Origin of the sequence: Roseovarius salincola, from assembly GCF_026891095.1 — a bacterium.
GTDB lineage: Bacteria > Pseudomonadota > Alphaproteobacteria > Rhodobacterales > Rhodobacteraceae > Roseovarius > Roseovarius salincola.
Window position 1 is genome coordinate 23,567 of the sequence record NZ_JAPTNL010000017.1, and the last position, 14,369, is coordinate 37,935.

Here is a 14,369-nt window from a genome sequence, read left to right on the forward strand (position 1 = left end):
AACCCCGTGGCGGCTCAGGCGAACCACCAGCGCTCCATCCAGCGCTCGCCGTCCATCTCCCAGTTCGACGCCAGATCGCCATGGGTGACCTCGTCGGACTTCGCCGACACATAATTGGCGAACATCGGAATGATCACGCCGCCCTGGTTGCCGACAAGATCCTGCATTTCGTAATACATCTCGCGGCGCTTGTCCTCGTCGAGTTCGGCGCGGGCCTTGACCAGCAGCTCCTCGAAACGGTCGTTGCACCAGAAGCTGTCATTCCAGGACGCGCCGCACTGATAGGCGGTGGCGAACATCTGGTCTTCGACGGGGCGTCCGCCCCAATAGACCGCGGTGAAGGGCTCCTTCATCCAGACATCCGACCAGTAGCCATCCTTGGGCGCGCGGTTGACGTTGAGGTCGATCCCGGCTTCCTTGGCAGAGTTCTGGAACAGAACGCCGGCGTCCACCGCGCCCGAGAAGGCCGCGTCCGAGGTATGCAGCGTCACCGACAGGCTGTCGAGACCGGCTTCCTTGAGATACCATTTGGCCTTGTCCGGGTCATAGGTCTTCTGCTCCATTTCGCCGTTATGGAAGCGCTGCCCCTCGCCGATCGGATGGTCGTTGCCGACCGAACCGTAACCGAACAGGATCTTCTCGACCAATTCCTCGCGGTTGATCGCGTATTTCAGGGCCTGGCGGACGTTGTTGTCGGTAAAGGGGTCCTGGTTCGTGGACATCGCGAAGGTGTAATGCTGCGTGCCCGCCACGGATTCGATTTCGATTCCGGGCCTGCGGCCCAGAAGCCCCGCGGCCTTGAGATCGACGCGGTCGATCGCGTGAACGTCGCCCGAAACCAGCGCCGTGGTGCGGGCGTTCTGATCGACGATCGACAGCAGTTCGCAGCTGTCGAACCAGGCCACGTCATCGCGCCAGTGGTTCGGGTTGCGCTCGAAGGACGAGATCACTCCGGGCTGGAAATCCTTGAGCAGGTAGCTACCGCAGCCATTGCCTGATTTCCAGTCGATCCCGTCATCCGAAGCGGGGCAGATCACGAGGTGATAGTCGCTGAGGATGAAGGGGAAGTCGGCGTTGCCGCCCGACAGCTTGAAGACGACGGTGTCGCCGCCCTCGATCGAGATGTCCTCGATCGGCGCCACGATCGGGCCTGCGGCGGATGTGGAATCCTCGCCCCGGTGATGGTTGATCGAGGCGACCACATCTTCGGCCGTGACGCTTTTGCCGTCGTGGAAAGTGACCCCCTGGCGCAGCTTGAAACGCCATTCGCTGGCATCCTCGGACGCTTCCCAGCTTTCAGCGACCTCGGGCACGAGCGAGCCGTCGGTGGCGACCTCGGTCAGGCGGCCATGCACGGCGAAACCTAGCGCCAGCATGTAGCCGTTTTCCCATTGGCCGGGATCCAGCGTGTCGGTGGTCTGGCCGTGGCCCTTGGCGACGCGCATGTGCCCGCCGCGTTTGGGCGCGGCCCAGGCCCCGCCCATGGGCAGCGTCGCGGCGATCGCGCCGGCTGCCGTGGTCTTCAAAAATCCGCGGCGATCAAGCATTCCGCCTTTGATGAGTGACATTGTGGTTTTCTCCCTGTGTCGTTTCGATCTGTGTTTCCCGGCAGGTCCTGCGCCGCGCCAGCTGTGCAACGCGCGCCCGGCCTGACCGTAACGAGATGCCATTGCCCGCCCGCGCCATGCACGGTTCCGGAAGCGACATTTCCCATACGTTTCCGACGTTAATATGTCGGCGTCATGAAGCGCAACGTGATTGTTGGATGTTTCGGGCCTTGGGGAATTTCCTTCGTGTTTTTTATTGATTGACGAGTCAATTAAACACGAATAGGCCAGTCTGACAACAGCCAAGGGAGAAGACGTTGCCCAAGGTCGGAATGGAACCGATACGCCGCTCTGCACTGGTCGAGGCGACCATTCACGAGATCGGCGCCTGCGGCTCGCTGGATGTGACGGTCAGCCAGATCGCACGCCGCGCGGGCATGTCGAGCGCCCTCGCGCATCACTATTTCGGCTCGAAAGAACAGATTTTCGCCGCCGCGATGCGCCATATCCTGACGATCTACGGGGCCGAAGTGCGCGGCGCGCTGGTCATGGCGACCACCCCGCGCGCCCGAATCGAGGCCGTGATCCGCGCCAGTTTCGGCCCCGCGCAGTTTCGCACCGAGATGGTCTCGGCCTGGCTCAACTTCTACGTACAGGCGCAGAAATCCGACGAGGCGCGCCGCCTGCTGCATATCTACCAGCACCGTTTGCGCTCCAATCTGCATCACGCGATTCGCCAGATCGCGCCGCGTCAGGCGGGGGTGCTGACACGCGGTCTCGCGGCGATGATCGACGGGCTCTACATCCGCCAGGCCCTGCGCGCCGAACCGCTGGAACCCGAGCGCGCCATCGACGTGCTGCTTCACTACCTTGACACCACATTGGAGGCCGAGACGCGATGACCAAGACGCCCAATATCCTGATCCTGATGGTCGACCAGCTCAATGGCACGCTGTTTTCCGACGGGCCGGCGGAATGGCTGCATGCGCCCAACCTGCGCGCGCTGGCGCAACGCTCGACCCGCTTTGCCAATGCCTATACCGCCAGCCCGCTTTGCGCGCCGGGGCGGGCCAGCTACATGTCGGGGCTGCTGCCCTCGCGCAGCCGGGTTTATGACAATGCCGCGGAATTCAGCGCCGATATCCCAACCTATGCGCATCACCTGCGCCGCGCGGGCTATCAGACCTGCCTGTCGGGCAAGATGCATTTCGTCGGCCCCGACCAGTTGCACGGGTTCGAAGAACGCCTGACCACCGATATCTACCCCGCCGATTTCGGCTGGACGCCGGATTACCGCAAGCCCGGCGAGCGGATCGACTGGTGGTATCACAACCTCGGTTCGGTGACCGGCGCCGGGGTGGCAGAAATTTCCAACCAGATGGAATATGACGACGAGGTCGCCTATAACGCCACCCGCAAGATCTATGACCTGGGGCGCGGCCATGACGCGCGGCCCTGGTGCCTGACGGTCAGCTTCACCCATCCCCACGACCCCTATGTGGCGCGGCGCAGATACTGGGATCTCTACGAGGATTGCGCGCATCTGGAACCCGAGGTTCCGGCGATGGCCTATGAGGATCACGACCCTCACTCGAAACGCATCTTCGACGCGAATGACTGGCGCGCCTTCGACATCACGCCCGAACACATCCGCCGCGCGCGCCGCGCCTATTTCGCCAATATCTCCTATCTCGACGACAAGATCGGGCAGATCATGGAGGCGCTCGCGGGCACCCGCCAAGAGGAGGACACGATCGTGCTCTTCGTGTCGGATCATGGCGACATGCTGGGCGAGCGGGGCCTGTGGTTCAAGATGTCCTTCTATGAGGGCTCGTCGCGGGTGCCGCTGATGATCGCCGCGCCGGGAATGGCGCCGGGGCTGGTGCGCGATCCGGTCAGCAATATCGACGTCTGCCCCACCCTTTGCGATCTCGCGGGCGTCTCGATGGACGAGGTCGCGCCCTGGACCGAAGGGCAATCGCTTGTCCCCCTCGGACAGGGGGCCGCGCGCAGCGCGCCGGTGGCGATGGAATACGCCGCCGAGGCCTCTTACGCGCCGCTGATCTGCCTGCGCGAGGGGCGCTGGAAATTCACCCGCTGCGCGCTTGATCCCGATCAGCTTTTCGATCTCGAGGCCGACCCGCATGAGCTGAACGATCTGGCGGCGGACCCGGCCCATGCCGAAACGCTGGCGCATTTCGACGCGATCGCGCGCGCGCGCTGGGATCTCGATGCCTTCGACGCCCAGGTGCGCGAAAGCCAGGCGCGCCGCTGGGTGGTCTACGAGGCGCTGCGCAAGGGGGGCTATTACCCCTGGGACTACCAGCCGCTGCAAAAGGCCAGCGAACGCTACATGCGCAACCACATGGATCTCAACATGGTCGAGGAAAACCAGCGGTTCCCGCGCGGGGAATAACCGCTTCATCTTGCCCGAAATACTCCCGCCGGAGGCGACATGACCTATCCCACCCAACCCAAGGCCAGCCATTTCGTGAATGGCCGCTACCTCGAAGATACCGCCGGTGCGGCGATGGACGTGATCTGCCCCGCCACCAGCGAGGTGATCGCGACCCTCCACGAGGCCACGCCCGACGTGATCGACCAGGCGCTGACAGGCGCGCAGGCCGCGCAGGTGGAATGGGCGCGCCTTTCGGGGATGGAGCGCGGCCGGGTGCTGCGCCGTGCCGCCGATATCATGCGCGTGCGCAACCGCGACCTCTCGGTGCTTGAAACCCGCGACACCGGCAAGCCCTTGCAGGAAACGCTGGTCGCCGACGCGACCAGCGGCGCCGATGCGCTGGAATATTTCGGCGGGCTGGCGGGCAGCCTGACCGGCGAGCATGTGATGCTTCCGGGCGGTGACTGGGGCTATGCGATCCGCGAGCCGCTGGGTGTCTGCGTGGGGCTGGGGGCCTGGAACTATCCCACCCAGATCGCCTGCTGGAAGGCCGCCCCGGCACTGGCCTGCGGCAATGCGATGGTGTTCAAACCATCTGAAACCACGCCGCTTTCGGCGCTGAAGCTGGCCGAGATCCTGCTTGAGGCGGGCGCGCCCGCGGGCCTTTTCAACGTGGTGCAGGGGGCGGGCGATGTCGGCGGGCCGCTGGTCGGGGATGCGCGTGTCGCCAAGGTCTCGCTGACCGGCTCGGCGGCGACCGGGCGCAAGGTCTATGCCGCGGCGGCAGCGGGGATGAAGCACGTCACCATGGAGCTTGGCGGCAAGTCGCCGCTGATCGTGTTCGACGATGCCAGCATCGAGGATGCGGTTTCGGGCGCGATCCTGGGCAATTTCTATTCCTCGGGACAGGTCTGTTCCAACGGCACGCGGGTCTTTGTGCATCGCAGCGTTGCCGCCGAGTTCCTTGAGCGCCTGAGCGCGCGCGTCGCCAATGCGGTGATCGGCGATCCCCTGGACGAGGCCACCAATTTCGGCCCGATGGTCAGCGAGGCGCAGTTGCGTATCGTCCTTGGCTATATCGAAAAGGGTCTCGCCGAAGGCGCGCGGCTGGTCTGCGGCGGCAAGCGGATCGACCGCCCCGGCGCGTGGATCGAACCCACTGTCTTTGCCGATGTGCGCGACGACATGACCATCGCACGCGAAGAGATCTTCGGCCCGGTGCTGAGCGTGCTCGAATTCGACGACGAGGACGAGGTGATCGCCCGCGCCAATGCCAGCGAATACGGCCTGTCGGCGGGGGTCTACACGCGCGATCTGCAACGCGCTCACCGGGTGATCGGGCGGCTGCGCGCGGGCAGCTGTTTCATCAATTCCTACAATGATGCGCCGGTCGAACTGCCCTTCGGCGGGGTCAAGGCCTCGGGCGTGGGGCGCGAGAATTCCAAGGCCGCCATCGCGCATTATTCACAGCTCAAATCCGTCTATGTGCGCATGGGCGAAACCGAAGCGCCGTTTTGAACCGCCGCGCCGGGAGGAAAACCGATATGGAAGCGGATTACGTCATTGTCGGAGCGGGCAGCGCGGGCTGCGCCATGGCCTATCGTCTGGCCGAGGCGGGCCGTTCGGTGCTGGTCATCGAACATGGCGGCACCGATGCGGGGCCGTTCATTCAGATGCCGGGGGCGCTTTCCTATCCGATGAACATGCGCCGCTATGACTGGGGCTATCGCACCGAACCCGAGCCCCATCTGGGGGGCCGGCGGCTGGCCTGTCCGCGCGGCAAGGTGATCGGCGGCTCGAGCAGCATCAACGGCATGGTCTATGTGCGCGGCCATGCCCGCGATTTCGACCATTGGCGCGACCAGGGCGCCAGGGGCTGGGGCTATGCCGATGTGCTGCCCTATTTCAAGCGCATGGAAAACTGGCATGACGGCGGGCATGGCGGCGATCCGGAATGGCGCGGCCATGACGGGCCGCTGCATGTCGCGCGCGGCAAGATGGCCAACCCGCTGACGCGGGCTTTTGTCGCGGCAGGCGGTCAGGCGGGATACCGGCTGACCGATGATTACAACGGCGAACAGCAAGAGGGCTTCGGCCCGTTCGAGATGACGGTCTGGCAGGGGCGGCGCTGGTCGGCGGCGAATGCCTATCTGCGCCCCGCCCTGAAGCGCGGAAATTGCGATCTGCTGCGCGCGCTGGTGCGCAAGGTGGTGATCGAGGAGGGCCGCGCCGTGGGCGTCGAAATCCTGCGCAAGGGCCAGCGCGAGGTGGTGCGCGCGCGCGCCGAGGTGATCCTTGCGGCCTCGTCGATCAACTCGCCCAAGCTGTTGATGCTGTCGGGCATCGGCCCGGGTGCGCATCTGGCGGAGCATGGCATCGACGTGCTGGCCGATCGCCCCGGCGTGGGCGCCAACCTGCAGGACCACCTGGAGCTTTACATCCAGATGGCCGCCAGCCAGCCGGTCAGCCTTTTCAAATACTGGAACCTCTGGGGCAAGGCGTGGGTCGGGGCGAACTGGCTGTTTCGCCGCCAGGGGCCGGGCGCGTCGAACCAGTTCGAAAGCTGCGGTTTCATTCGCTCCGCGCCGGGGGTGGAATATCCCGATGTGCAGTTCCATTTCCTGCCCATTGCCGTGCGCTATGACGGGCAGGCGGCGGCCGAGGGACATGGCTTCCAGGCGCATGTCGGCCCGATGCGCAGCGAATCGCGCGGCACGGTCAGCCTGCGCAGCGCCGATCCCGGCGACGATCCGGTGATCCGCTTCAACTACATGAGCAAAGACAGCGACTGGCGTGATTTTCGCACCTGCATCCGCCTCACCCGCGAGATTTTCGCGCAGGACGCCTTCAAGCCCTTTTCGCGCCACGAGATCCAGCCTGGCGCGGCGGTGCAAAGCGATGACGAACTGGACGATTTCATCCGCGAACATGCCGAAAGCGCCTATCACCCCTGCGGTACCTGCCGGATGGGGCGGGCCGACGACCCCGGCGCGGTGGTTGACAGCGAGGCGCGTGTGATCGGGGTCGAGGGGCTGCGCGTCGCCGATAGCAGCATCTTTCCGCGCATCACCAACGGCAATCTCAACGCGCCCTCGATCATGGTCGGCGAAAAGGTGGCCGATCACCTGCTGGGCGCGACGCCGCTACCGCCCGAGAATGTGCAGCCCTGGATGCATCCCGACTGGCAGCTGGCACAACGCTGAAACAGGTCAAAAAACAGCGCGGGCCGCGCGCGCCCTTGATCCGTATCAAGGCCGGCGGGATGCGCGGCCTCTAGCCTGTGTTGGCACCATTGAAGAAGGAAACCGCGACATGTCACACACGCCCCACGAACTGCACGAGGAATTCCCCGACAAGGCCGAGGAAATCTCGCGCCTCAAGCAGAACAACGCCCATTTCGCGCGCCTCGCCGATGAATATCACGAGCTCAACCGCAAGGTTCATCGCGCCGAAACCAATGTCGAGCCGGTCGAGGATCTGGCCGCGGTCGAGATGCGCAAGCAGCGCGCCGCGCTCAAGGACGAGATCTACCAGATGCTCTCGGCCTGACCGGCCTCGCAACGGATCGCGGATGCAAGGGGCGTGCGGAACAATGGCGCGCCCCTTGCCGTTTCCGGCGCCCGGCCATCAGCCGACCCGGTAAGGCAGCACGTCGCGCTCATCCGGCGTCACCTGCAGGCGCCGCTCCAGCGGCGGCACCGAACGCTGGTGACAGGCGGTGCGCTCGCAGATCCGGCAGGAAATGCCGATCGGCTCGAAGGCGCGGCTGTTGGTCAGGTCCAGATCGTCGGCATAGACCAGCGCGTCGGCGTGTTTCACCTCGCAGCCAAGCGCGATGGCAAAGCGGCGCACCGGCGCGCCGAAACTGCCGCCTGCCTTGCTGACATCGCGCGCAAGGCTGATATAGCGCACGCCGTCCGGGGTTTCGGCCAACTGGCGCAGGAACCGCCCCGGCGTCTCAAAGGCGCGATGCACATTCCATAGCGGGCAGGCACCGCCGAACCGCGCGAATTGCAGTCGCGTGGCGGAATGGCGCTTGGTGATGGTCCCGGCCTGATCCACCCGCACGAAGAAGAACGGAATCCCCTTGGCGCCGGGGCGTTGCAGGGTCGAAAGCCGGTGGCAGACCTGCTCGATCGAGGCCCCGAACCGGTTGGCGAGAATTTCCAGGTCGTGCCGGGTCTCCTGCGCGGCTTCAAGGAAGGTGCCGTAGGGCATCAGCGCCGCGCCCGCGAAATAATTGGCCAGCCCGATCTTGGCAATGGCACGCGCGGCGTCGGACTGGAACCGCGCCAGATCAAGCGTCGCCTCAAGCAGCTTGTCCTGGGTCAGCAGCGCCAGTTGCAGCAGCATCTGGAAGGTCCGCGTTTCGGGCGCGGAACGTGACGAAAGCGTCAGAACCCGGTTGTCGCGGTCGAAATGGCGCAGCTTGCCGCTGTCGCTTTGGGTGACGCTGATGCCGAGGCTCGCCAGCTTGTCGAGCGCGATGTCGCGCGCGCCGCGCGCCGCGCCCTGGCCGGCGGGGCGGGCAAAGCGTTCGGCGGCGTGATCGACCGCATCGATATAGTTGTCGCAGTAGTGAAAGAAGTCGCGCACCTCGTCCCAGGGGCTTGGCTGGGTGCGCGAATCCTCGCGCCCCAAAGCCTCGTCGAGGCTGGCCAGCCGCTCATGGGTCTGGCGATAGGCGCTGTGCAGTTCCAGAAAGGCGCGCGCCAGCGCCGGGGCGTTCGAGGCGGTCAGCCGCAGATCGGCCAGCGGCGGCGCATCGTCGCCAAAGACCGGGTCGGCCAGCGCCTCGCGCATGTCGCTGACCATGCGTTCGGCATCCCCGGTGCTGAGCTCGGTCACGTCAAAGCCGAATTCCTGCGCCAGCGCCAGCACAACGGTGGTGCTGACCGGGCGGTTGTTGTTCTCCATCTGGTTGAGATAGGGCAGCGAGATCCCCAGCTTGATCGCGAAATCCTTCTGGGTCAGGCCAAGGCGCTGGCGTGTCTCGCGCAGCTTGGCCCCGGCATAGAGTTTTTGCGTCGGCATGGGCGGAATTCCGGCTTTGCAGGTTTGCGTTCGGGAAAGACTATGTTTGCAAATCCGGTTGCGCAAGCGGGCTGTGGCCGCGCCCGCCGCCCCAGTTCAGCGCAGCGGCGCAGGGTCGCACGGCCCGCCGTCAAAGCATTGCCGCACCTGCCTGAGCGTTTCGGGCGACGGTTCGGCAAAGCCGAAGCCGCCGCAGGGGTTGATCGTCAGGCGGTAGCCATCCGCGCGCTGCTCCAGAAAGGCCAGATAATCCGTCCCCGGCACCGCACCGGCGCACCAGGGGCCGAAACACTGGGCGTTGAGCGTGATCGCGCGGTCGAAATCCGTGACGAACCCGTCATGCGAAAGCGCCTTGCCCGTGAGCCGTGCGGGGATCAGCGTATCGGGCGGCACGTCCTGCTGGCGGCTCATGTCCACGCGGGGCAGGGCGGTTTCCTCGAAATCGAGCACCCCATGCACCACGATATAGGTTTCTGCGGCGCGGGCGGCCTCGTCAAAGCTGCGCGCGATGTCATGGGGCAGGCAACTGAGCGCGAAGGCGGGCGCGCCAAGCCCTGCCAGCAAGGCGAATGCCAGCGCGCGGATCACAGCTTGTCCCCGAATTCGCCCAGCACCTGCTCATAGACGGCGCGTTTGAAGGGGACGATATTGGCCACCAGATCGGCCGGGTCCATCCAGCGCCATTCCGAGAATTCGGGATGTTCGGTGGCGATGTTCACATCCCGGTCGCGCCCGAGAAAGCGCAAGAGGAACCATTTCTGTTCCTGCCCGCGAAACCGTCCCTTCCAGATGCGCGGCACCAGGTCATGGGGCAGCTCATAGGGAACCCATTCGCTGGTCTCGGCCTCAATGCTGACCAATTCGGGGGGCACGCCGGTTTCCTCCCGCAGTTCCCGCAGCGCCGCGTCGCGCGGGGTTTCGCCCTTGTCGATCCCGCCCTGGGGCATCTGCCATGCGGTCGTGTCACGGTCGATCCGCTGGCCGACAAAGACCTTGCCATCGGCATTGGCGAGCATCACGCCGACACAGGGGCGATAGGGCAGTCGGGCGATTTCGTCGGGGGTCATCGGCGCGGCCTTTGCGGGCAATCGGAGGGTCGGCGACAGTCTTGCGGCGGGGGGTTGCGAAGGTCAACCACCCTTGCCGTCCCGCCCCGCCTTCAGCCAGTCATCAAAGCGGCGCTGGCGCAGATCGCGTGTGTGGCTGTGCCACGGGCTGTCACTGATCAGGAAACGCGGCCCGTGCTGGGGCGCGTTGGGCAGGTGGTCGCGCATCGGAATGCCCTTGCCGGGCATCAGGCCGACCCGCTCCAGCGCGCTGTGCCTTGCGGGGCCATAGGGGATGCGCTCAGCGAGGCGCGCCATTACCTCGGGGCGGGCAGCAAAGCGCAGGAACCGTTCAGCCGCGCGCGGCTGGCCGGTGCTGGCGGGGATCGCCCAGACATCATAGCCGATCAGCCGGCCATCCCAGACGATACTTAGCTGCGCGCCCTCTTGCCGGGCGGCGAAGAAGCGCCCGTTATAGCCACTGGCCATCACCGCGCGACCGTCTTGCAGCATGTCGGCGGCCTCGCCCGCGCCCTCCCACCAGACGATGTGACCGCGCAGCGCATCAAGCCTTCGCAGCGCCAGCCGCAGGCCCCGGTCGGTGCTCAAGAGGTCATAGACCTGCGCGGGCGGCACCCCTTCGGCCAGCAGCGCCCATTCCAGGATGTCGTCGGGACTCTTGCGGATCGCGCGTTTGCCCGGAAACCGCGCAACATCGAAGAAATCCGCGATTTCCGTGGGCTTGACGCCGGGAAAGGCGCGGTCGTCATAGGCCATCACCGTGGCAAAGACATTCTGCGGCAAGGAACAGGGGCGCAGCCGGGCGGGCGCGAAATCGGCGCGCGCGGCGCGCGGATCGTCAAGGATCGCGTCGTGGTCCAGCCGCCGCAAGAGACCCGCTTCGCAGGCGCCGATCGCCGCCGGTTCCAGCATGTCGATCACGTCCCAGCCCTCGGCGGAGGCGCGCCGCGTCAGCGTGGCGGGGTCGCCATCGTAACGCGCGACCCTGACCGGAATGCCGGTGGCGCGGGTGAAGGGGGCGAAAACCGCTGCGCGCTGGGCGCGCTCATAAGCGCCGCCCCAGCTGACCACGGTCAGCGGCTCCTGGGCGCCGCCCGCACCGGCGCTCAGAAGGCAGATCAGCAAGGCCAGTTCAAAGCACCGCATTTTCCTCGCGCCTCAATGTCTGGGACATGTCGAGATAAGCCTCGATCACCGCCGCCTCCGAGACCACGCCGATCAGCCGCCCGCTGTCGCGTTCGATGACCGGGATCGCATCGCCGACGAATCCGCGCAGCGCCTGCATCGCCTCAAGCACCGTGGTCGTGTCGTCGAAGGTCAGCGCGGGCTTATGCAGGGCGCTGTCCCAATCGGCGGCCGCATCCGCGGCCCGCAGCACTCCGGCGAACCGCCCCGCATCGTCGCGGATATAGGCTTCGTTCCAGTCCGACGCGGCCAGCCGGGCGCGCACCGCGCCGATGGCCTCGCCGGTGCCCGCCAGCACCATGCCCCGCGTCAGGCAATCCGTCACCGGCATCGCCTGCAGGCGGGCGCGTTCGCGCCCCGCCGACAGGTCGGCGCCGCGCCGCGCCATCTGCACATCGAACAGCGAGCGCCCGAAGAACCGGTGCGAGATCAGGTTCGAGAACACCACCGCCACCATGGCGGCGATGGTGATGTCGTAGTTGCGGGTCAGCTCGAACACGATCAGGATCGTGGTCAGCGGCGCGCCGATCACCGGGCTGGTCAGGGCCATCATGCCGCAGATCGCATAGACCGCCACCCCCGACGTGGCCAGCAGCGCGCTGGCATCCAGCGCCGTCCAGAACAGCGCCCCGAACAGGATCCCGATCAGCAGCGCCGGGCTGAACACACCGCCAACAAAGCCGAACCCGATGCACAGCGCCGTCAGAACCAGCTTGGCCAGCACCAGGATCGCCAGCTCGCCCGCGCCAAATGCGCCCTCGATGGTGGCAAAGCGCAGCGCCTCCTTGCCGATGCCCAGCACGTCGGGCAGCCACAGCGCCGTAAGTCCCACGGCCAGCCCCGCCACCATCGGGCGCAACAGTGCGGGAATGGGGCTTGCGGCGGCATGGGCAGCGATGCGCAGGATCAGGCGCATGAACAGGATCGCCAGCACCGCGCAAAGCAGCCCGAGGATGGCGAACAGCACGAATTCATGGCCGTGGCGCACGCCGTCGAACTGCAACAGGAACAGTGCCGGGCGCTCGAATATGACATTGGCAAAGACATAGCCGGTGGCGGCGGCCACGGTGGTGGGGGCGAAGGCCTGTGTCGAATAGTGGCGCAAGACCACTTCATGGGCAAAGACCAGCCCGGCGATCGGCGCGTTGAACGCCGTCGAGATCGCCGCCGCCACGCCGCAGGCCACCGCTATGGCGGGCAGGTTGGGCACCGCCAGCCCCAGCCGCCGCACGGTCCCGCCCAGCATCGCGCCCAGATAGACCATCGGCCCGTATTGCCCCACCGAGGCCCCGAACCCCAGCGACACCATCGCGGCCAGCGTCGAGGCGAGACCGTCGCGCAGCGGCGGCATCGCGCGCTCGAACTGGACCGCCTCGATCACGTCGGGCGGGCCGAGCGGACGGCGCGCGCGTGACAGATAGCGCAGGATCAGCGCCACGATCAGGCCTCCGGCGGCGGGCACCAGCACCGTCGCCAGCGCCATCACCACCCGCGATGCCTCGTATTGGACGCGGGCGCGCGGGGCGATCAGCAGGCGGTCGTTGAGCCAGAGCACCGCATCGGTCAGCCCGATCGCCGCCAGCGAGGCCAGCGCCCCGACCACAAGTGCGCAAAGCGTGAGAATGACGGCGCGATGGGCCGGATGGGCCATGCGCGGGCCTGCGGTATTGCCCGGGGCAGCCGTCATGCGGGCCAGTCTTGTCCAGTTGCGCCCATGGTGCAATCAAAAGAAAACCGCCCGCCGGGTTGCGGCGGGCGGCTGTCGGGCTGTTTCGCTGTTGCGGCGCGCCGGCGGTTACTTCGACAGCGGATCGCCGCTCAGGGTCCGGAAACCCTTGAGGATGTCGATGGCATAGGCCAGCTGATAGTCTTCCTCGCGCAGCTTGGCGGCGGCTTCGGCGCGGGCGCGCTCCTCTTCGACCTGGCGCGCCTCGTCCTCGGACAGGCTGTCATTGTCCAGCCGCCCGCGCAGATCCGCCTCAAAGCGGGCGAGCGGTGTCTGCTCTTCGCTTTCCTCTTCCTCAGGGGCGCGGCGGGGTTGCGCCACCACGATGTCGGGCGAGACGCCCAGCGCCTGGATCGAGCGGCCCGACGGCGTGTAATAGCGCGCTGTGGTCAGGCGCATCGCGCCGTCTCCGCGCAGCGGCATCACGGTCTGCACCGATCCCTTGCCAAAGCTCTTGGTGCCGACCACGATGGCGCGGTGATGGTCCTGCAAGGCGCCGGCGACGATCTCCGAGGCCGAGGCCGAGCCGCCATTGATCAGCACGACGATCGGCTTGCCGTCGATCAGATCGCCCGCCGTGGCGTTGAAACGCTCGCCCTCCTCGGGGTTGCGGCCACGGGTGCTGACAATCTCGCCCTTGTCGAGGAAAGCGTCCGAGACCTTGATCGCCTGGGTCAGCAGGCCGCCGGGATTGTTGCGCAGGTCCAGCACGATCCCGTCGACATTCTCGAGCCCGCCCGCGGCCTCGGCCTGCTCTTCCAGCCCGCTCTTCAGGTTCTTCGAGGTCTGGTCGTTGAAGGTCGTGACGCGCAGCACGATGGCATTCTGTTCGGTGCGCGCGCGCACCGCCGTAAGCTTGATCGTGTCGCGGATGATCGACACTTCAAAGGGTTCCGCTTCGCCTTCGCGCACCACGGTGATCAGGATTTCGCTGCCCACCGGGCCGCGCATGAGGTCCACCGCCTCGTCCAGGGTCATGCCCAGAACGCTTTCGCCATCCACATGGGTGATGAAATCGCCCGCCTCGATCCCGGCATTGTCGGCCGGTGTGCCGTCGATCGGCGACACCACCTTGACGAAGCCGTCTTCCTGCGTGACCTCGATCCCCAGCCCGCCGAACTCGCCGCGGGTCTGGACCCGCATATCGGCGGCATCGTCGGGCGAAAGGTAGCTGGAATGCGGATCGAGCGAGGTCAGCATGCCGTTGATCGCGGCCTTGATCAGTTCGGATTCGTCGACTTCCTCGACATATTGCGAGCGGATCCTCTCGAAAATGTCGCCGAACAGGTCAAGCTGCTCATAGACGTTCGAGGGGCGTGATTCCTGCGCCAGAAGCGGGGCGGCGACCTGTGTGGTCACGATGATCCCGGTCAGGGTTCCGGCGGCTGCGGCCATCAGGAATTTCTTCATCG

At 66.1% G+C, this 14,369-nt stretch carries 12 protein-coding genes; 5 read left to right on the top strand and 7 right to left on the bottom strand.

Annotated features, from left to right (window positions below):
• Window positions 1-14: 14 nt before the first annotated feature.
• Window positions 15-1,568, bottom strand: coding sequence for an ABC transporter substrate-binding protein (locus N5A93_RS15845; RefSeq protein ID WP_268956071.1), 1,554 nt, complete (start codon window positions 1,566-1,568; stop codon window positions 15-17).
• 311 nt (window positions 1,569-1,879) lie between these two features.
• On the opposite strand from N5A93_RS15845, the gene betI reads away from it, so the two are divergent.
• The 5 genes from betI to N5A93_RS15870 all read left to right on the top strand — a co-directional run bounded on the left by betI (window position 1,880) and on the right by N5A93_RS15870 (window position 7,494).
• Window positions 1,880-2,449 (top strand): choline-binding transcriptional repressor BetI, encoded by a 570-nt coding sequence (gene betI / locus N5A93_RS15850; protein WP_268956072.1) that lies wholly within the window; start codon window positions 1,880-1,882, stop codon window positions 2,447-2,449.
• Window positions 2,446-3,963, top strand: a complete 1,518-nt coding sequence (betC, locus tag N5A93_RS15855; RefSeq protein WP_268956073.1) for a choline-sulfatase — start codon at window positions 2,446-2,448, stop codon at window positions 3,961-3,963. Before betI ends, betC begins: the two co-directional genes overlap by 4 nt.
• 39 nt (window positions 3,964-4,002) lie before the next feature.
• Complete coding sequence (betB, locus tag N5A93_RS15860) at window positions 4,003-5,463, top strand: betaine-aldehyde dehydrogenase (RefSeq protein WP_268956074.1); 1,461 nt, start codon at window positions 4,003-4,005, stop codon at window positions 5,461-5,463.
• A gap of 26 nt (window positions 5,464-5,489) precedes the next feature.
• Entirely contained in the window at window positions 5,490-7,148 is a 1,659-nt protein-coding gene (gene betA, locus N5A93_RS15865) for a choline dehydrogenase (protein WP_268956075.1), read from the top strand.
• Window positions 7,149-7,257: 109 nt separating this feature from the next.
• Window positions 7,258-7,494, top strand: a complete 237-nt coding sequence (locus N5A93_RS15870; RefSeq protein WP_268956076.1) for an HP1242/YdcH family protein — start codon at window positions 7,258-7,260, stop codon at window positions 7,492-7,494.
• A gap of 78 nt (window positions 7,495-7,572) precedes the next feature.
• Here N5A93_RS15870 and N5A93_RS15875 read toward each other — a convergent pair whose 3' ends face one another.
• The 6 genes from N5A93_RS15875 to N5A93_RS15900 all read right to left on the bottom strand — a co-directional run bounded on the left by N5A93_RS15875 (window position 7,573) and on the right by N5A93_RS15900 (window position 14,367).
• Window positions 7,573-8,979, bottom strand: a complete 1,407-nt coding sequence (locus tag N5A93_RS15875) for a helix-turn-helix domain-containing protein (protein WP_268956077.1) — start codon at window positions 8,977-8,979, stop codon at window positions 7,573-7,575.
• A gap of 96 nt (window positions 8,980-9,075) precedes the next feature.
• On the bottom strand, window positions 9,076-9,567 hold the full coding sequence (locus N5A93_RS15880; protein ID WP_268956078.1) for a hypothetical protein: 492 nt from the start codon (window positions 9,565-9,567) through the stop codon (window positions 9,076-9,078).
• Window positions 9,564-10,046 carry an RNA pyrophosphohydrolase gene (locus N5A93_RS15885; protein ID WP_268956079.1) on the bottom strand — a complete coding sequence of 161 codons (483 nt, stop codon included), beginning with the start codon at window positions 10,044-10,046 and terminating at the stop codon, window positions 9,564-9,566. The genes N5A93_RS15880 and N5A93_RS15885 overlap by 4 nt, the downstream gene beginning before the upstream one ends.
• Window positions 10,047-10,109: 63 nt before the next feature.
• Window positions 10,110-11,192 (bottom strand): extracellular solute-binding protein, encoded by a 1,083-nt coding sequence (locus N5A93_RS15890; protein WP_268956080.1) that lies wholly within the window; start codon window positions 11,190-11,192, stop codon window positions 10,110-10,112.
• Window positions 11,179-12,918, bottom strand: coding sequence for a chloride channel protein (locus N5A93_RS15895; RefSeq protein ID WP_268956081.1), 1,740 nt, complete (start codon window positions 12,916-12,918; stop codon window positions 11,179-11,181). The genes N5A93_RS15890 and N5A93_RS15895 overlap by 14 nt, the downstream gene beginning before the upstream one ends.
• A gap of 108 nt (window positions 12,919-13,026) precedes the next feature.
• Complete coding sequence (locus tag N5A93_RS15900) at window positions 13,027-14,367, bottom strand: S41 family peptidase (protein ID WP_268956082.1); 1,341 nt, start codon at window positions 14,365-14,367, stop codon at window positions 13,027-13,029.
• Between the last annotated feature and the right edge of the window lie 2 nt (window positions 14,368-14,369).

Bases quoted from the DNA above. Each gene is read 5' to 3' on its own strand.
- N5A93_RS15845 (WP_268956071.1), bottom strand. From the start codon at position 1,568: ATGTCACTCATCAAAGGCGGAATGCTTGATCGCCGCGGATTTTTGAAG.
- betI (WP_268956072.1), top strand. From the start codon at position 1,880: ATGGAACCGATACGCCGCTCTGCACTGGTCGAGGCGACCATTCACGAG.
- betC (WP_268956073.1), top strand. From the start codon at position 2,446: ATGACCAAGACGCCCAATATCCTGATCCTGATGGTCGACCAGCTCAAT.
- betB (WP_268956074.1), top strand. From the start codon at position 4,003: ATGACCTATCCCACCCAACCCAAGGCCAGCCATTTCGTGAATGGCCGC.
- betA (WP_268956075.1), top strand. From the start codon at position 5,490: ATGGAAGCGGATTACGTCATTGTCGGAGCGGGCAGCGCGGGCTGCGCC.
- N5A93_RS15870 (WP_268956076.1), top strand. From the start codon at position 7,258: ATGTCACACACGCCCCACGAACTGCACGAGGAATTCCCCGACAAGGCC.
- N5A93_RS15875 (WP_268956077.1), bottom strand. From the start codon at position 8,979: ATGCCGACGCAAAAACTCTATGCCGGGGCCAAGCTGCGCGAGACACGC.
- N5A93_RS15885 (WP_268956079.1), bottom strand. From the start codon at position 10,046: ATGACCCCCGACGAAATCGCCCGACTGCCCTATCGCCCCTGTGTCGGC.
- N5A93_RS15890 (WP_268956080.1), bottom strand. From the start codon at position 11,192: ATGCGGTGCTTTGAACTGGCCTTGCTGATCTGCCTTCTGAGCGCCGGT.
- N5A93_RS15895 (WP_268956081.1), bottom strand. From the start codon at position 12,918: ATGACGGCTGCCCCGGGCAATACCGCAGGCCCGCGCATGGCCCATCCG.
- N5A93_RS15900 (WP_268956082.1), bottom strand. From the start codon at position 14,367: ATGAAGAAATTCCTGATGGCCGCAGCCGCCGGAACCCTGACCGGGATC.